Below are 16,142 nucleotides of genomic sequence, written 5' to 3' on the forward strand. Positions count from 1 at the left end.
TAGGATCCATGCATCTGAGGAATGCATTGGCGCACGATGGTGAGGGCCGCAGGAGAGGACCTCGAAGGACGGAGGAACGTGTTCGACATCGACGCGCTGCGGCTGCTCGTGACCGTGGCCGAGACCGGATCGTTCACGAAAGCGGCGGCCCGGCTCAACTACACGCAGTCCGCGGTGTCCCGGCGGATCGCCGCGCTGGAACAGCAGGCGGGTGGGCCGCTGTTGGAACGGCTCCCTCGGGGCGTACGGCTGAATCCCGCAGGCCGTTCCCTGCATCGGCACGCCATGGAGGTGCTCGACCGGCTGTCGCGGGCGGAGCGGGAACTGGCCGTGCTGCACGCCGGCCACGGCGGGCTGCTGCACATCGGCGCGTTCGCCACCGCCAACATCTCGCTGGTGCCCACCGCCCTGCGGACACTCCAGGACGCCAGGCCGGATGTCGAGGTCGTCGCGGTCGAGGGCCCGACCGACACGCTGATGGCGCGCCTCGCGGACGGGGTGCTGGACCTCGCCATCGTCAGCGACTACCCGTCCGGTCTGCCGTCGGCCGACGGTGTCACGACGACCGCGTTGTGCGAGGACGAGTTGTTCGTCGCTCTCCCACGGGGGCACCGCCTGGCCGGAGCCGGGACGATCGACCTGCGTGAACTGCGTGATGAAGCCTGGCTCCAGAACGCGTACGGTGACCGTCCCACGATGCTCGCCGACGCCTTCGCCAGGGCGGCCTTCACCCCCAGAAGGATCATCCGGATCGCGGAGTGGTCCGGGAAGTTCGGCTACGTGGCCGCCGGGCTGGGGGTGGCGCTGGTCCCCTCGCTGGCCGCCTGGGCAGTCCCCGACGAACTCGTCCTGTGCAGCCTCACCGACCCAGCCCTGCGCCGGACCGTACATGTGGCGCTGCCTGCCGACCCGCTACCGGCGGCACTGAAACTGCGGGATCTGCTGCGTGACGCCGTTGACTGAGCCGTTCTCCGGAGCGAGCAGCCGGTATGCAAGGTGAGTGTGGGTACAAGGCATCGAGTGTGCTGGCCAGTGTCCAAGGCACCTCCTGAGACCTCACCGACAGGGACAAGATTGAGACAGATGTGCGGACTTCCGGGGTGTCCAGTTCGAACGGTATGCCGATGACGCGGTCGTGCACTGCGTCAGCAATCACTCCGACGATGCGTCCTCGGCTGAAACGGCGGCTCCGGACATCGCGGCCCAAGGGGAGCCGTTGGCTAGGGGCGCGGGCGGGGGAACCGACAGGTCGAGGGTGCCTTCGCGGCGGTTGGACAGCACCGCGCACGTGGCGTGGACGTGCTCCGCGTCGCGGTAGCGGGAGCCGTCGGGCGCGATGCGCATCTTGAAGGCGGGGAAGCCAACGGCGCCGGCGTGGATGACTGCGTCCCGCTCACCGACCTTGCCGATCTCGGCGGGATTGGCCGGGGGCGCCTCGGGCACGGCCAGCACCGCGATGTCATTCTCGGCGTGCTGCCAGATCACAGCGGCCGTGCACTCCGTTTGGCCCGGCCGGTCCGCGTTGAAGCGCACCTGCACGGCAGTAGCGTCCCTCACCACGTGTCGTGCGGTCAGAACCTTCCGGGGCGCGATGAGATAGCCGGATCCACGTCGACCATCGCCGCCCGCCGGCTCCACGATGACCTCAGCGGCGTAGTCGACGCGCAGGCCGGTCGGCACGGGAGGCAGCATGCTGCAAAGGCAATCACCGCTCTCCGGAGACCTTTTTGCCGCCGATCAGCGCCGTTTGTGTTGCCCCGTCGGCACTGACGGTCCTCGGATGGAGGGTGAGGGCGATCCGCTGTGTTGTCGCCTGCCCGTACTCTCCGTCGGCGCCGGCCTCGACGACCCAGAACCGCACGTTGCCACTGCCGCCAGCCTCGCGGGACACAGCCACGGATACCTCGATCTCCACGGGGCCAAGCTCGAAGCGGACCGGTTGTCCGGAGCCATCGGCCGTCGCCTCGATCAGTTCCCGGCGCAACTCCCGGATCATCTCGGTGAGTTCAAGCATGTTCCCCCCTGGCGCCGAGCCCACCTGCCGATGCTGCTGCCGCGGTCGGCACCGACCAGCGGAACCGCGAGAACTTCCGCCCAAAACTCGATGCCGACGTGGTGGTGCCAGCGTCCCTGATTAGCTTAGTGATCCCATGTCAGACGTGGTGTCCGGTATGGGGTCTGCCCACCGTGGCGGGGTGGTGTGAGCGTGCAGGTGGAAACCCGCGCCCAGCGTCGCCCATCGCGGCCGGTGAGGTGTGCTGATCGTCGTCACGCCCTGGTTCCGGTCGGCCGCGCGGGGCAGCCGGGTCCGGTCCGTGTGAGCGTGTCCCTGCGGACGCTGGCCCGCCGGACCCGAGGGGCTGACGGGGGAGGGTGCCCTGCGTCGCCTGGGCGCGGGGCGTGCTGTCTGTTGCCGGGTGGGTCCGGTCTTGGAGCGATCCGTCCGGCTGGTCCTGGGCTCGGGGGTGATGACCGCGCCCGCTTCGAGTTTGTCGATCACTGTGCGGATGACCATGGCCCCGCTGGTGCGGTCGGTGACGGTCTTGGTCTGGTGGGTGAGGCCGCGGGCGGCGATACGCCGCCAGGCGCCCTGGTCGCGGTCGCCCTGCCAGCCGCAGGAGCCGCACAGGGCCCACTTCCAGCCCGCTACGGTGGGCCGGTCGGGGGCCTTGCGGTGCCGCAGTGGGACGAGGCACTGCGGGCAGTGCTTCGAGGTGTTCCTCGCGGGCACGGTGACCACGGCGATGCCCACCTCGGCGGCCAGGTGCCGCATCCGGTCCGCGATCTGCCCGCGCACGGCTTGGGAAAGCCTGGTGTTCATGGTGCGGCCCATGCCGCGGGCCTCCATCGACCTCGGCGAGAACCTGGTGCCTGGCCGTCAGGGCGTGCTGCTCGTCGTCGCCGATGAGCCGCTGGTAGTGATCGGCCTTGGCGTGCAGGTGCTCGGACAGGCGGCGCAGCCGGTGCTGCTTGGCAAGAACACCAGCCGCACGGAACATGCCCCCCGCGCCGAGGGCCGCGATCGTTCCGTCGGCGTGGAGGCGGGCGGCCCCGGCGGACAGCAGGGTGTTCAGGCCCCAGTCCACGCCGAGCGCGACCGTGTGTCCGCTGCGCCGTGTCTTGGGGGCGGCGTGGGTGTAGGCGAGGTCGGCCCGCACCCGGCCCCGGTGGATGCGCAGGGTGGGCAGGTGCAGCACCGCACCGACTATTGCTGCGCGACGGCGACCGACATCTTCCCGTTCTTGGGAAGCGACACGTCGTCGACTTTCAGCCATGCCCCTATAACGTCCCGGTACGGAAAGGTACTTCCGTACAGGAGGACCCGTCTGACATCTTGCATCCACCACTCGTTTCGTACGGCCCGGCCGGTGCCCTCAGCCCGGCCGGACCGTCTCCGGAGGACGCATTGATACCCCACATATCCAGCCGCCCTAGACGCGTGCTGGTGCTGGCGGCCACGCTCGGCGCCGCTCTCGCGTTCGGTGCCCCGGGCGCCCTTGCGGGCACGCTCCCCGTCACCCCCTCCGCCGCCAAGGCTCACGCTCCGGCCGCCGTGCCGGCTTCCCAGAGCGCGACCTGGGTGGCCGGCACGCGTGCCTACCTCGTGATCACCGCCCCCGGTGACAGTTCGGCGGTCCGCTCCGCGATCGAGGCCAACGGCGGCACCGTCTTCTCGAACTTCGACGCCATCGGCGTGATCGTCGCCCACTCGGCGTCCAGCGGATTCGCCGCCACCATGCGCGGCGTCGCCGGCGTGCAGCAGGTCGGCGCCACGCGCACCTCGGACGTCCCGGCCGACGCCTACAACCCGGCGCTCCCGGCCAATCCGGCTCAGGCCTCGACCCCGGCCGGAGAACCGGTCCGGGCCGACATGAGCCAGATCAAGGCCGACCAGGCCTGGGCCGTGAACCCGGGCTCCGCCTCAGTCAAGGTCGGCATCCTGGACACCGGTGTGGACGACCAGCACCAGGACCTGGCGCCCAACTTCAACGCGGCCGATTCGGTCTCCTGCGCCTACGGCAAGCCCGACACCCGTGCCGGCGCCTGGCGGGACGTCGACACGCACGGCACCCACGTAGCGGGCACCATCGCCGCGACAAAGAACGGCAAGGGCGTCGTCGGCGTGGCCCCCGGGGTGACGATCTCCGCGGTGCGGGTCGCCGAGCCGGGCAACTCCTTCTTCTTCGCCGAGAACACCATCTGCGGCTTCGTCTGGGCCGGTGACCACGGCTTCAAGGTCACCAACAACAGCTATTACACGGACCCGTGGCAGTTCAACTGCCCGGACAACATCGACCAGGCCGCCATCATCGAGGGCGTCAAGCGCGCCCAGGAGTACGCCGAGGGCAAGGGCTCCCTCCAGATCGCCGCCGCGGGCAACGAGAACTACGACCTCGCCCACAAGACGACCGACTCCGCGAGCCCGAACGACTCGACGCCGGTCACCCGCACCATCACCAACGCCTGCCTCGACATCCCGACCGAGCTGCCGGGCGTGGTCACCGTCGCGGCCAACGGCACGGGCGTCACCAAGGCCTCGTTCTCCAACTACGGGCAGGGCGTCATCGACGTCGCGGCGCCGGGCAGCAACGTGTACTCCACCGTCCCCGGCGGCGGCTACGGCAGCAAGAGCGGCACCTCGATGGCCACCCCGCACGTGGTCGGCGTGGCGGCACTCATCGCCAGCGCCAACCCGGGCAGCACCCCGGCACAGATCCGCGCCAAGCTTGCCGCCCAGGCCAACGACATCGCCTGCCCCTCGGACAGCCGCTGCACGGGCACGACCGCCAACAACTCGTTCTTCGGCGAGGGACAGACCGACGCCCTCAAGGCCGTCGGGACCACCCCGCCGCCCGGCAAGTACTTCGAGAACCTCGCGGACTTCGCCATCAACGACAACGCGACCGTGGAGAGCCCGATCGCCGTCACCGGTGTGACCGGCAACGCCCCGGCCACCCTCAAGGTGGGTGTGGACATCAAGCACACCTACATCGGTGACCTGAAGGTCGACCTGGTGGCGCCGGACGGCACCGTCTACACGCTGCACAACCACACCGGCGGCAGCGCCGACAACATCGCCCAGACCTACACCGTGAACGCCTCCTCGGAGGTCGCGAACGGCACCTGGAGGCTACGCGTCAACGACAACGCCGCCTCCGACACAGGCAAGATCGACGCCTGGAACCTGACCCTCTAGCGCAGGGCCCGGCAACGCCCACGTACAGCACGCACTGCGCCGGCGACAGCTCCCCGCCCGCGGCCGCGGACAAGGCGGGGCTGCGGGCTGTTCGGCCAGGGCCGCGAACTGCTGGGCGGCAGAGGGCATATGGGCTTCGGCGGCGGTGTACGCCGCGGTCGGGGCCCATATGCCGGAGGCGTCCAGCAAGGCCGCAGACGGCCTGGGACCGGTATCCACCCGTGGTACTCGAGGAGCTCGGATCGTTCTTCGCTGCGGACGCCATCGTGCAGCTCGAAGACACCTCGGGGCGGCTGGGCCCTTGCTCGACGCCGTGGTGATGGCCGGTCTTGGGACTGCGTGCCGTGGTCGTCGCCCTGTCTTCAAGCCGACGGGATGAATGTGTCCCCGGCGGATAGGCCGCCCGTGATCAGAGGCGCGAGGTGGTCCGTGAGTTCAGCATGATCTAGCGAGGAACCCCGGGCGTTCACGCCCGGGAGGAATCGCTTCTCTCGGCTGCTCTGACCCGCGCGGGCGCACGGGTCTGCGCTGTTGACCTCAGTCAGGACGCTTCTGGTTCGCGATGTACTCCTTCACCAGGGCGAGCGGTGCGCCGCCGCATGATGCGGCGAAGTAGGACGGAGACCAGAAGTGCTCGCCCCACAGGTACCGGCGGATGTGGCCGGGGAACTCCTGGCGCAAGCGGCGGGCGGAGACGCCCTTGAGGCTGCCGACGAGTCGGGAGATGGCGACCTTCGGTGGGTAATGCACCAGCAGGTGTACGTGATCGCGCTCGCCGTTGAACTCGCGCAGGTCCGCGCCGAAGTCCGCGCACACATCCCGCATGACCTCTTCGCAGCGCTTGAGGATGTCGTCGGTGAACGGTCCGCGCCGGTACTTGGGGGTGAAGACCAAGTGCGCATGAAGGGTGTAGACGACGCTACGGCCCCTGCGGATATCGGGGTTTGGTTCCCATCGAGGTGACATAGAGCAATGCTATATTCGTTCCCGTGAAGATCGTCGTGCAGGTGAAACTCGTGCCGGATGCCATCCAGGCGTCGGTACTCGAGTCGACCCTGCGCACGGTCAACGACGCCGCGAACTGGGTGTCGGAGGTGGCGTTCGAGCACGGTGTTCCGCGTGAGTACGAGTTGCGCAAGCACACCTACGCCGAACTCAAGGCCCGGGGCTTCGGGGCGCAGGCCGCGCAGCACACCATCAAGAAGGTGCGCGACGCCTACACCACACTCAAGGCCAACGTTCGGGCCGGGAATCTTGGGAAGGAAGGCTCCAAGCGCCGCCGTAAGGCGGAGTCCAAGCCGATCGTCTTCCGGCCCGAGGCCGCCCAGGCGTACGACGACCGGTGCCTTTCCTGGCAGTACGACCAGCAGACCGTGTCCATCTGGACCACTTCCGGACGGCTCAAGAGCGTCCGCTTTGTCTGCTCCGCCGACGCGCTCAAGACGCTCCGGGCGCACCGGCAGGGAGAGTCCGACCTCATCGAGCGTGACGGCGTCTTCTACCTGATCGCCACCTGCGAGGTACCCGAGGCCGAGCAGTACGGGCCGGACGGCTTCATCGGCGTGGACCTCGGCATCGCCAACATCGCCACCACGTCCACCGGCTACCTCGCCGCCGGGCGGGGGCTGGGCAGGTACCGCAAGCGACAGCTTGTCCTGCGTGCCAAGCTCCAGAAGAAGCGCACCAAGAGCGCCCAGCGGCGACTCAAGGCCCGTGCCCGCAAAGAGGCGCGGCACGTCGCCAACCAGAACCACATCATCTCCAAGACGATCGTGACCGAGGCTGAACGCACCGGGCGCGGCCTGTCCCTCGAAGAACTCAAGGGCATCCGCTCCCGGGTACGGCTCCGCAAGCCCCAACGGGTCGCACTCCACTCCTGGGCGTTCGCCCAGCTCGCAGACTTCATCGTCTACAAGGCCAAGCGGGCAGGCGTGCCCCTGGTCTTCGTCGATCCCGCGTACACGTCGCAGACATGCGCCGCGTGCGGCCACGTCGACAAACGCAACCGTGTCGACCAGGGGCTTTTCATCTGCCGGGGGTGCGGGGTCGTTGTCCACGCCGACCGGAATGCTTCCCACAACATCGCCGCGCGTGGCGAGAGCGTGTGGAACGCGGGGCGTGAGTCACGCGTCCCTGCCACTCGATAGGGGTGTCTGGACGGAGGAGTCCAACCCGGCAGCCAGCCGGGCACTACCTCCAAGCCCGGTCCTTCAGGGCCGGGTCAAGTTGACGGGGTTCATGCAGGCGCCACCGTGACGGTCGTACGTTCTTTGCGCTGCGGCTCGGTCGGCTGGGGGCGCTGCCTATCTCGGCTGTGAAGATCACAGGGTCGCTGTCGAACGACGCCCCCGCCGCCCGCCAGATCGCCATGCTCGGCATCGAGCCGCGCGTGGCGGTCTCGGTCGACAGTTTCCAGCTGATGCCACTTTTGGTCGCGGGCACCCGCCGGGTAGCTCTCCTGCAGAGGCGTCTCGCCGACGAGCTGGACGGACTCGCACACGTCCGCATCATGGAACCGCCTTATGACGCCGTGCCGCTCCAGCAGGCCTTGTGGTGGCATCCGGTCCACATGCACGACGCGGCGCACATGTGGCTGCGGGAGACGACGGCCCGGGTCGCCGAGATGATAGAGGCCGGTCGGCCTGCGATCTCTGCTCCGCCGAAATGAGGGTGGGTGCTGCTGCTCTGGTCGGAAAGGTTCGCAGGCCGGTCCCGTACCAGCGGTGACGATCGCTGCTTGAGCTGCGTGTGTCGGGTCGCGTCCTCGGGATGTGCGTGCAGGTAGTCCCTGAAGATCCGCTGGTTCCGGCTCCGCCGTGAGGGAGGAGGGCCGCCGCTTTCCCGTACAGCCAGTTCGGGCTCCGGCGGGACCAGGGTTCTTGTTCTCGGGCTCGCCCTCAATCTGGGCGACAGGGCGGCGAAGCCGCCTATGAGATCGGCGAGTGCGGTCATCGCTGGGCAGGCCGCGGCGGTCTGCTCCACCAGGGTCGTTTCCTTCGGGGGCAGGTTTTCGGGGTCGGTGAGCAGGAGATGGCCGGCATGACGTGGGTGGTGATGGAGCGGTCGCCCTCGGCGCGGCCTTGATCGAGTTGACTTGCTTCTCGGGCTGAAGCCTGAGGATTCTGGCCTTCTCTTCCGTTGCTGTGCCGCTATGCGGCACAGGGTTCGGGGGAGAATCCGTGGCTTCCTGCTTTTGGTTTCGGGGGAACACGATGAGCGCAATCGGGGCATCCGGCAAGGCATCTGACGGTACGTCGGCTGCAGTCTGGTTCATCAGCCATGCGGGGGCGGATCGGGCGTGGGCGGAATGGGTCGGCTGGCAACTGCTCGACGCCGGGCACCAGGTTCGGTCACGAGGGCCGTTGTCAGAGGCGATTGGCAAGATTGCGGACATGAATGTCACTCCTGTCACTCCGCCACGGCCGATCGACGTTGCCGCGGTCTTTCCCCAACTGGCTCCGCTGGCGCGCACGGCGACCCGCCTGCACCCCCGCCCTGGGGCGCCGACGTGGCACGACAGCTCGATCGGCGGGCCGCTGCTGTGGCCCGCTGAGGAGCCGTGGCCGCACTGCGAGGAACCGCATGTGGTGGATGGCATCAACCCAGCCCAGTCCCCGGCGGATCTGCGGCTGGAACGACGGATCTTCGCCGCCTCGCACGGCCGGGACCTGACTGCGGAGGAACGGGAGACGCTCGAGCGGATCCGACCCCCTCGGACGTATCCGGTGGGGCTGGCGGTGCAGGCGTACGACGGCCCCATAGCGATGCTGCCCGTCGCGCAGCTGTACGTAAGGGATGTGCCCGATCTGAGCCCGCCGGAGGGCAAGGACCTGCTGCAGGTTCTGTGGTGCCCCTTCGATCATCCGATCATGCCCAGGACCCTGCTCTTCTGGCGTTCGGCAGCCGCCGTCACCGACATTCTCGACACGCCCCCCGAGCCGCCCGCAGTGCAGTTCGACGGCTATCTACCGGAACCGTGCGTGCTCGAACCGGAGCAGATCACCGAGTACCCCGACCATCTGGAGCTGAGCGAAGAACTGCGGGAGCAGCTCAAGCAGTGGAGTGTGCCGCAGGCAGCAGCGGAAGACATGGACCCGGACACGTACTACGACTGTGTGCTGTCCAACGCACCCGGCTGGAAGGTCGGCGGCTGGCCCGCTTGGAACTCCACCGACCCCAGCCCGCAGCCCTGCTCCGAGTGCGGCACCGGCATGGAGGTCCTGATGACCGTCGCCACGTTCGAGGAAGGGGACGACGCCGGCAGCAGCTGGTCTCCGCACCCCCACCCAGGTGCTGGACCGTACCCCGGCCACCGCGGCTACAACGCGACCGGTGTCCAGATAGGCAGCGGCTACCGGCAGCACCTGTTCGTCTGCCCGGCAAAGCCCGAGCATCCGCACATCGAGTTGATGACGTAGCCCGTCCGCAGTGTGCAGCCGGGGCGTCACGGTGCGGGCATGCCGTGACGCCGGGCGTTGCGTCCAAGACGCAGAACTTCCTCCGGACGTTCGTGCTGCCGGAGCGCTCGTTCTCCTCTGCGGAGTTCCTGTCAGCCGGATTGTCCAACTGGCCCGGGAGCACGTCGAAGAGCGGCCCAACGGCACCTACCCGGCCTTGGGGGAACTTCAGTCGCCGATGGTGCAGGCGTGTCCGTTGAGGGTGTATCTCTCAGGGGCCGAGGTGTTGCCCGTGTGGTTGGCCAGGTAGCCGATCTCGACGCTGTCGCCCGGTGCGATCGTGCCGTTGTACGCGGCGTTGGCTGCGGTGACTATGTCGCCGTTCTGGACGAGGTCGGTGTTCCAGTCCGAGATGATCGTCTGGCCCAGGGCGAGGGGGAAGACGAGCTGCCAGCCGGAGACGGGTGTGGTGCCGGTGTTGGTGAGGGTGAGGTTCGCGGTCAGGCCGCCGCCCCAGGCGTTCGTGGTCTGGGTGATCCGGCAGGTCGGCGCGACCCTCTCGAACGACACCCGGTGCAGTCCACCGGGCAGGTCGTTGACGACGTAGAGCTCCCCCTCCGGCGTGGTGCCGAACGCCGTGACCTGGGTCGGCGTCTGCCCGATCTCGGCCTGGAGGTAGCCGCCCGCGCCGTCGTCGCGCAGCGCCCAGACGGTGGACGAGCAGTAGTCGGTGGCGATGTACGTGCCCCCGACCAGGTCCGCGAACTGTTTGCCGCGGTACACCTGCCCGCCGATGACCGCGCAGTTGCCGGTGCGCGGTGAGTAGGTGAAGACCGGATCGGTGAGCTCGGCGCCGCCCCCGCACTGGGCCTCGTCGAACACCACCAGCCCTTCGCGGCAGGACCAGCCGAGGTTTGCCCCGGGCTGCTCCGCAGGGCGCAGCCGGTCGATCTCCTCCCACCTGCCCTGACCGACGTCGCCGATCCACAGCGAGCCGTCCGCGGGGTCGAAGGAGAACCGCCAGGGGTTGCGCAGCCCGTAGGTCCAGATCTCCGGGCGGGCTCCCGCGACGCCGGCGAACGGATTGTCCCCGGGCACGCAGTACGCGAGGTTCCCGCAGCTCCGGCTCACGTCGATGCGCAGGATCTTGCCCAGCAGGGTGTCCAGCCGCTGTCCGGAGTCGAAGGGGTCTCCGGAACCGCCGCCGTCGCCGATGCTCCAGTACAGGTGGCCGTCGGGGCCGAAGGCGAGCTGGCCGCCGTTGTGGTTGCTGTACGTGGCGTGTTCCTGGGACAGCAGCACCTTAAGGCTCGCGTCGTCGAGGTCGTAGCGGCCCAGGGTCACCGCTCCATCCGGCAGCGCGGTGTACGCCAGATACACCTCCCGGCTGTCCGGGAAGTCGGGCGTCGTCGCGATGCCGAGCAGCCCGCGCTCGTTGCCCGACTCGTCCACCGCGGCCGTGATGTCGATGAGCGGACTCTGCGCGAGGCCGGTGTCCGGGTGGTACACCCGCACGGTGCCGCGCTTCTCGGTGATGAACAGCCGGCCCGAGCTGTCGTCGGGCGCGGCGATGGCGGTGGGGCGCTTCAGGCCGGAGGCGACCTGGGTGGTGCGCGCGGCGATCTCCGGCAGCGGTACGGACGACTCCGCGCCGGCGTCGGCGGGTCTCGGGGGCTCCAGCGGGGAGGCGGAGGCTGCCGGGAGGGTCGAGAGGGACAGCAGTGAGGCGATCAGCAGGGGTATTGCCCAGCGTCGTTTCAGCATGTCGGCTCCACGGGCGAGGGAGAGCCGCCCCACGGGCGGGAAGGAGTCGGCTCCACGGTCGAGTGAGTGCGGGCTTCATCCGGCGGGTGCGCGAGCGCACCCGCCGTCCGTCGCTGTGGCGCGGCCTCGAGGCGGCGGCGTTCGCCGCCTCGAGGCCGCGCCTGGTGTCAGGGCCTGTTGGGCGGATCATGCGGCGGTAAGCGACGGCTCCTTGCGGGACCGCACCGGCGGGTACTGCACCCGGTGCTGCGACACGATCCACCGGACAGGCCCAAAGGGGATGGGGATCACGGTCGGGCGTCGGCCTGCCGGCGGCGCCGTCCGCGGTGGAACGCCGCGCCCGCGACGCAGGCCACCAGTACCGCGGCTCCCGCCAGCGGGCCGGCCAGCGCGGTGAGCGGCGAGCCGCTCGTTGCCTCGGCGGCGGCGTTCGCCGCGTCCACGTCCGGCGCCGCGGCGGCATGCGTCCCGTGCCCGGTGTGAGCCGCCGCTGCCTGGATGCCGGTGGACCCCGCCGCCTTCGCGGCGATCGCGTCGGCCGTCGTCCGGCCACCGCCCAGACCCGTGACCTCGCCCTGACCGCCATCGAAGACGACGTCGGAGCAGGAGAAGAAGTTCTCCTGGCTGTCCGAACGGATCCACTGGACGAAGAGCATGTGCGGACCGGACCGCGCCGGCAGCCGCAGGTCCCAGTAGTAGTGGCCGCCCACGCTACCCGGGCCACTCGTCTGCGGCGGGTCGGTGACGGTCTGCAGATGCGTCAGGTCACCCCATGCCAGGGGAGTGGTGGGCGACCAGCCGTTGTTGGTGATGTACACCTCGAACCTGCCCGGGTGGTGTGCCCAGTTGCTGTAGTTGATCTGGATGCTCGAGCCCGAGGTGAGGTGCGTCTTCGGCCAGTCTGTGCGGGCCGCGTTGTAGGGGGAGAAGTTGTACGGGCTCCTGTCGCCGGCGCTGCAGAGCTTCCCGTCAGGGACGTAGCCCACACTCCTGCCACCGGCGTTGGAGTCCAGCACGGCGAACCAGTTGTACAGCGGCGTGGTGCCGGCCTGCTGGACGGCGGCGCGACAGGCCGGGTTGGAGGGCATCTGGGTCGATTCGTTCTGGAGCAGGTCCAGGTAGCAGAGATACGTGCGCGAGCCGGGCCCCATGGCGACGCCGTGCGCCGCCGCCGGGGACGGCAGCGAGGCCACGGCGAGGGCCAGTAACACGGCTCCCAGCAGGGCGAATAAGCGGTGGAAGCGGAGCCGCTTCCGGCTCCGGCCGACGTGTCCGATGATCATGTGGGGGATCTCCTCTGCGGTGATGCGGCACGGCGGGCAGCCGACCGGCATCAGCGCGCAGACGTCAGGTCGGCCGAGCGGCGACTCGCCCGCCGAACCGCCCGACTGTAGAAGTGCCGCGCACCCACCAAAGCGCCCGGCCGGTCCGGGACCGGATCGCCGTAAGGCGAATGGGAGCGCTCCCATACCATAGTGGCAAGCGGGACATCCGTGAATGCCCCCGTCGCATCCTCTTCTCCCCTGCCGAAGGCGGCCGACTCGTACGCCTCCTGCCTCCTGGGAGCGCACAGTACGAGCCAGTCCAGAGCGGGGCGAGGAAGCCGCCGTAGACGGCCAAGGCGAGGGTGGCGGGTATGAAGGTCCCGTACACGGTGGCTTGCGGCCCTTGCCGCTGGCCGCCGACCGCGATCAGGACGAGTACGGCGGTGTAGATCCACACCACGGCGGGAGTCGGTGTCGGGTGCACAGGATCAGCCGCACCACGCTCTGAGCATGACCCCTTGAGCGGCCCCGCTCGCCTGCTGCCCCCGTGACGGAGGAGTGGGGCCTTTCCGCATCGCACGGTCGTCGTCCTGCACGACGCGTAAACCTCTCCCGCCGTCCTGCTGTGCGTGACAGAGCGTCATGTGTTCGCTAGTGCGATCGAAGGGGGAGTGGGGGTGGCCGCGCCGTTGCCGTTGACACGGATGCACCGGGTGCTGATCGGCGTGGTCGTGTTCGGTGCTGTCGCGATCGCCGGTATCGGTTTCGCGGGCTCGTACGCGGCCGTTCGTGAACTGGCTCTGCAGAAGGGCTTCGGGAGCTTCGCCTACGTTTTCCCGATCGGTATCGATGCGGGCATCTGTGTCCTGCTGGCCCTGGCCTGGACCTCCTGGAGTTGCTTGCCCAACTCCTCGGAAAGGGCATCCAGTTCGCTCCGGCGGGCGGTGATCCACTGCCGCTCCTGCATCCCCCGCGCCCTCCAGGGTTCTCACGGCGTGCCGACCTGCTGACGGATCGTAGGCGGGGGCCGGTCGTGGGCGCAGCCGAACCCGGCATCCCGCCGGAGCCGGACCCCTGCCCGATGATCTACGCCATGGTCATCGGCCGCCGACCGGCACGAGTACCCAACTCGCCATTCACACCAGACCCGTGACCTGCGACTTCACGATGCACACCTCTCAGTGCGGTGCGCCGCGGTTCGGCGGTAGCGTAGCGAGGCGAGCAGAGCTGCGGACGGCGGGGCGGATTTTCATGCGGATGCGGTGCGAAGCAGGGGCCGAGGAGGAGTTCGAGGCGGCGTGCGGGCTGTTGATCGACCGGTTGGTCCGGTGGGCGGGGGAGCAGGGGCTACAGGTGGACGGGTTCCTGGTCGAGGTGGCGTTGGACTACCGGCACCGGGCGACCGCCGACGGTCGGCTCGGGTTGTGGGAGCCGCGGCATGTGGAGGAGTTGCTGCTGGCCTGGCTTCCCCAACAGCTCACCGAGCTTCCCGGGGAGGAACGCGGCGACGGTCCGGGCACCTTGCGTACCCTGCTGCGCTTTCTGCACGCCGTGCGGTTGGCGGACCCACGCGGTCCCGCGCTTGATGACTCCCTCGGCGCGGTGGACGCGGCCGCGGAGCGGTATCCGGTGGCGATGGCGGACCGTACCCGCTGGGGTCTGGCGAAGTTCTGGGCGGTGACCGCTGCCGAGCAGGGCGTGGACGTCATGGACGGGGCGGCGTTTCAGCGGTTCGCGGAGCGCGCTCAGCGCGGGGACGTCGCCTTCGACCAGCGGACCCTTGACGTGATCATGGACCGGCGGTTGAACGGCCCAGGGTTGGCCGATGGGGCCCGGGCCGAGCCGCAGCTGCCTGTGGTGCTGCCTTCGGACGGTGAACTGCGACGACGGGCCGAGGCGTCGACGATTGTGGTGCAGTTGCGGGGGCTTGCGGAGTGGGTGGGGCGCGAGGGGCGGGTGGTGACGGCCGCGGGGCGGCTGCGGATGGCCGACGTCCGCGAGCTGGTGGACGGGCTGGGCACCGGCGACAGGACCGAGGGGGTGCGCTCTTCGAACGACCTGCCGCGGCTGGGACTGCTGGTGGAGTGGGCGAAGAAGGCGCGGCTGGTCCGGGTGGCCAAGGGTCGGTTGTATGCGGTGGCCAAGGCCCGGCCGGTGCTGGCCGACCCGCTTCAGCTCTGGTCGCGCGCCTTCGACGCTCTCTTCGAACTGCGGCAGGCTCTGATCGGGGCGCGCAGCGGCTGGCACGTCGAGTCGATGCTCTTCGACATCTACGACGAGATGCTGGAGGACGTACTGAACACGCTCTACAGCCTGCCGTACCCGATGCCCTGGCCTTCGCTGCGTGACTCCGTGCACCTGGGCTACCGGGCCCGCTTCCACCTGGACGCCGGCCCGGACCTCCAGCACCGAATGTGGTTCGAGCACGCTGACCGGGACCTGCGCTCGGTACTCGACGCGCTGGTGGACTTGGGAGCGGTCGAGCGTGAGCATGGGATGGCCGATCCGGTGTTCCTGGAGGCCGATCTCTCCGATCTCGAAGATTCCGGACCTGAACTGCCCGCGGGCATGCCGCAGGAGCTCGGGGAGTTGCTGGGAGTCATGGGGACGGCAGCGGATCCGGCGGCGGCTCGGGAGCGCGACCGCTGCCTGCGCGAGGAGCTGACCGCCGGGCCCGTCGAACTCATCCGCCTCACCGAGCTGGGCACCCAGGCTGTACGGCAGCGGCTGCTGGCGGCCGGCCGGGACGCACCTCTGGTCGGTGAGCTGGTCCAGGCGCCGCCGGCCGGTCTGCTGGGGGTGCTGGCGGAGGACTACGACCCGGATGCCGCCCGTATCGAACTGGGCGGCTGGATCTCGGCCCACGGGGAGCGGGATGCCGCACTGCGGCAACTGACCGACGCCGTACGGACCATGGCGGGTACGGCCTTCCGTACGCGTGCCCAGACGATGCTCGACGTGCTGGCGGCGGCGTTGCCCGACGGTGAGGGCGAGCGGCTGCTGCGTGCGCTGCGCGACGACGCCGTATTGGCGCCGCTCGTGCTGAGCGCGCTGACACATCGTGAACTGTTGTCCCCCGCGGACATGACCGACGCCGAACATCTGCTGGTGCTGGCCGAGAGCCTGCTCCAGCTCGTGGAGCTGGCCGGGGGATCAGGCGGCGCCGAGGAGGCGCTGCGTGCCCAGGGTTCCGAGGCCAGAAACGCGGTCGCCGCCGCGCTGGACTCCGCGCACCCGGACCGGGCCGGACTCGAGGAACTCCGGCACCTCGCTGCCCGGGCCTGGCATACGTCAGCCGTTCGCCACCGCGGGCTCCGCGGACGCGGGCGTTCCACGGGCAAGGGTGGGCGCACGCGGCGCCGGTGACCGGGTGTCACTGATCGGTTCCGCGGGCCGGGGGCGAGAACCCGCGGGGGGTACGGAGTGGGGACCTGGCGGTGCTCGGTGCTGTGTGACTCGGGGACGCGCGTAGCCCTCCCAGCCACTGGTGCGCCACCGACGGGGCGGTGTGCCAGCGGC

Annotated in this window: 13 protein-coding genes and 1 pseudogene; 8 read left to right on the forward strand and 6 right to left on the reverse strand. The window is 69.5% G+C overall.

Annotated features, from left to right (window positions below; all coding sequences use genetic code 11):
* The first annotated feature begins 78 nt into the window (after nucleotides 1–78).
* Entirely contained in the window at nucleotides 79–963 is an 885-nt protein-coding gene (locus OHU89_RS48105) for a LysR family transcriptional regulator (protein ID WP_405652655.1), read from the forward strand.
* Between the two features lie 189 nt (nucleotides 964–1,152).
* Here OHU89_RS48105 and OHU89_RS48110 read toward each other — a convergent pair whose 3' ends face one another.
* From OHU89_RS48110 to OHU89_RS48120, 3 genes are all read right to left on the reverse strand, one after another.
* Nucleotides 1,153–1,680 carry a trypsin-like peptidase domain-containing protein gene (locus OHU89_RS48110; protein ID WP_405652657.1) on the reverse strand — a complete coding sequence of 176 codons (528 nt, stop codon included), beginning with the start codon at nucleotides 1,678–1,680 and terminating at the stop codon, nucleotides 1,153–1,155.
* 25 nt (nucleotides 1,681–1,705) lie between these two features.
* Nucleotides 1,706–2,014 (reverse strand): trypco2 family protein, encoded by a 309-nt coding sequence (locus tag OHU89_RS48115; protein ID WP_405652660.1) that lies wholly within the window; start codon nucleotides 2,012–2,014, stop codon nucleotides 1,706–1,708.
* Nucleotides 2,015–2,134: 120 nt separating this feature from the next.
* Nucleotides 2,135–2,833, reverse strand: coding sequence for a zinc ribbon domain-containing protein (locus OHU89_RS48120; protein WP_405652662.1), 699 nt, complete (start codon nucleotides 2,831–2,833; stop codon nucleotides 2,135–2,137).
* On the opposite strand from OHU89_RS48120, the gene OHU89_RS48125 reads away from it, so the two are divergent.
* Both OHU89_RS48125 and OHU89_RS48130 read left to right on the forward strand, forming a co-directional pair.
* Nucleotides 2,832–3,410, forward strand: a complete 579-nt coding sequence (locus OHU89_RS48125; protein WP_405652664.1) for a hypothetical protein — start codon at nucleotides 2,832–2,834, stop codon at nucleotides 3,408–3,410. The two genes, OHU89_RS48120 and OHU89_RS48125, sit on opposite strands and share 2 nt — an antisense overlap.
* A gap of 35 nt (nucleotides 3,411–3,445) precedes the next feature.
* Nucleotides 3,446–5,197: a S8 family peptidase gene (locus OHU89_RS48130; RefSeq protein ID WP_405654998.1), complete on the forward strand. Its 1,752-nt coding sequence runs from the start codon at nucleotides 3,446–3,448 to the stop codon at nucleotides 5,195–5,197.
* 537 nt (nucleotides 5,198–5,734) lie between these two features.
* Here the strand turns inward: OHU89_RS48130 and tnpA are convergent.
* Complete coding sequence (tnpA, locus tag OHU89_RS48135; protein ID WP_266898953.1) at nucleotides 5,735–6,163, reverse strand: IS200/IS605 family transposase; 429 nt, start codon at nucleotides 6,161–6,163, stop codon at nucleotides 5,735–5,737.
* Nucleotides 6,164–6,174: 11 nt separating this feature from the next.
* Between tnpA and OHU89_RS48140 the strand changes: the two genes are divergently transcribed.
* From OHU89_RS48140 to OHU89_RS48150, 3 genes and pseudogenes are all read left to right on the forward strand, one after another.
* Complete coding sequence (locus tag OHU89_RS48140) at nucleotides 6,175–7,344, forward strand: RNA-guided endonuclease InsQ/TnpB family protein (RefSeq protein ID WP_405655000.1); 1,170 nt, start codon at nucleotides 6,175–6,177, stop codon at nucleotides 7,342–7,344.
* Between the two features lie 191 nt (nucleotides 7,345–7,535).
* Nucleotides 7,536–7,865, forward strand: a pseudogene (locus OHU89_RS48145) (LysR family transcriptional regulator); the annotation flags it as partial.
* 724 nt (nucleotides 7,866–8,589) lie between these two features.
* A complete protein-coding gene (locus OHU89_RS48150) occupies nucleotides 8,590–9,615 on the forward strand; it encodes a hypothetical protein (protein WP_405652666.1) in 1,026 nt (341 codons plus the stop codon).
* A 207-nt stretch (nucleotides 9,616–9,822) separates the two neighbouring features.
* On the opposite strand, the gene OHU89_RS48155 is transcribed toward OHU89_RS48150, so the two are convergent.
* Together OHU89_RS48155 and OHU89_RS48160 are read right to left on the reverse strand one after the other, a co-directional pair.
* Nucleotides 9,823–11,358 carry a PQQ-dependent sugar dehydrogenase gene (locus OHU89_RS48155; RefSeq protein ID WP_405652668.1) on the reverse strand — a complete coding sequence of 512 codons (1,536 nt, stop codon included), beginning with the start codon at nucleotides 11,356–11,358 and terminating at the stop codon, nucleotides 9,823–9,825.
* 287 nt (nucleotides 11,359–11,645) lie between these two features.
* Nucleotides 11,646–12,641, reverse strand: a complete 996-nt coding sequence (locus tag OHU89_RS48160; protein ID WP_405652671.1) for a lytic polysaccharide monooxygenase — start codon at nucleotides 12,639–12,641, stop codon at nucleotides 11,646–11,648.
* Between the two features lie 659 nt (nucleotides 12,642–13,300).
* Between OHU89_RS48160 and OHU89_RS48165 the strand changes: the two genes are divergently transcribed.
* A complete protein-coding gene (locus tag OHU89_RS48165) occupies nucleotides 13,301–13,633 on the forward strand; it encodes a DUF2637 domain-containing protein (RefSeq protein ID WP_405652674.1) in 333 nt (110 codons plus the stop codon).
* A 247-nt stretch (nucleotides 13,634–13,880) separates the two neighbouring features.
* Complete coding sequence (locus OHU89_RS48170; RefSeq protein ID WP_405652676.1) at nucleotides 13,881–15,989, forward strand: hypothetical protein; 2,109 nt, start codon at nucleotides 13,881–13,883, stop codon at nucleotides 15,987–15,989.
* Nucleotides 15,990–16,142: the final 153 nt, after the last annotated feature.

This window comes from Streptomyces sp. NBC_00019 (assembly GCF_045041015.1).
GTDB lineage: Bacteria > Actinomycetota > Actinomycetes > Streptomycetales > Streptomycetaceae > Streptomyces.

Excerpts from the sequence above, each read along its gene's own strand:
- OHU89_RS48115 (WP_405652660.1), bottom strand. The coding sequence starts at position 2,014 with ATGCTTGAACTCACCGAGATGATCCGGGAGTTGCGCCGGGAACTGATC.
- OHU89_RS48125 (WP_405652664.1), top strand. The coding sequence starts at position 2,832 with ATGCCGCGGGCCTCCATCGACCTCGGCGAGAACCTGGTGCCTGGCCGT.
- OHU89_RS48120 (WP_405652662.1), bottom strand. The coding sequence starts at position 2,833 with ATGGGCCGCACCATGAACACCAGGCTTTCCCAAGCCGTGCGCGGGCAG.
- tnpA (WP_266898953.1), bottom strand. The coding sequence starts at position 6,163 with ATGTCACCTCGATGGGAACCAAACCCCGATATCCGCAGGGGCCGTAGC.
- OHU89_RS48150 (WP_405652666.1), top strand. The coding sequence starts at position 8,590 with ATGAATGTCACTCCTGTCACTCCGCCACGGCCGATCGACGTTGCCGCG.
- OHU89_RS48155 (WP_405652668.1), bottom strand. The coding sequence starts at position 11,358 with ATGCTGAAACGACGCTGGGCAATACCCCTGCTGATCGCCTCACTGCTG.
- OHU89_RS48160 (WP_405652671.1), bottom strand. The coding sequence starts at position 12,641 with ATGATCATCGGACACGTCGGCCGGAGCCGGAAGCGGCTCCGCTTCCAC.
- OHU89_RS48170 (WP_405652676.1), top strand. The coding sequence starts at position 13,881 with ATGCGGTGCGAAGCAGGGGCCGAGGAGGAGTTCGAGGCGGCGTGCGGG.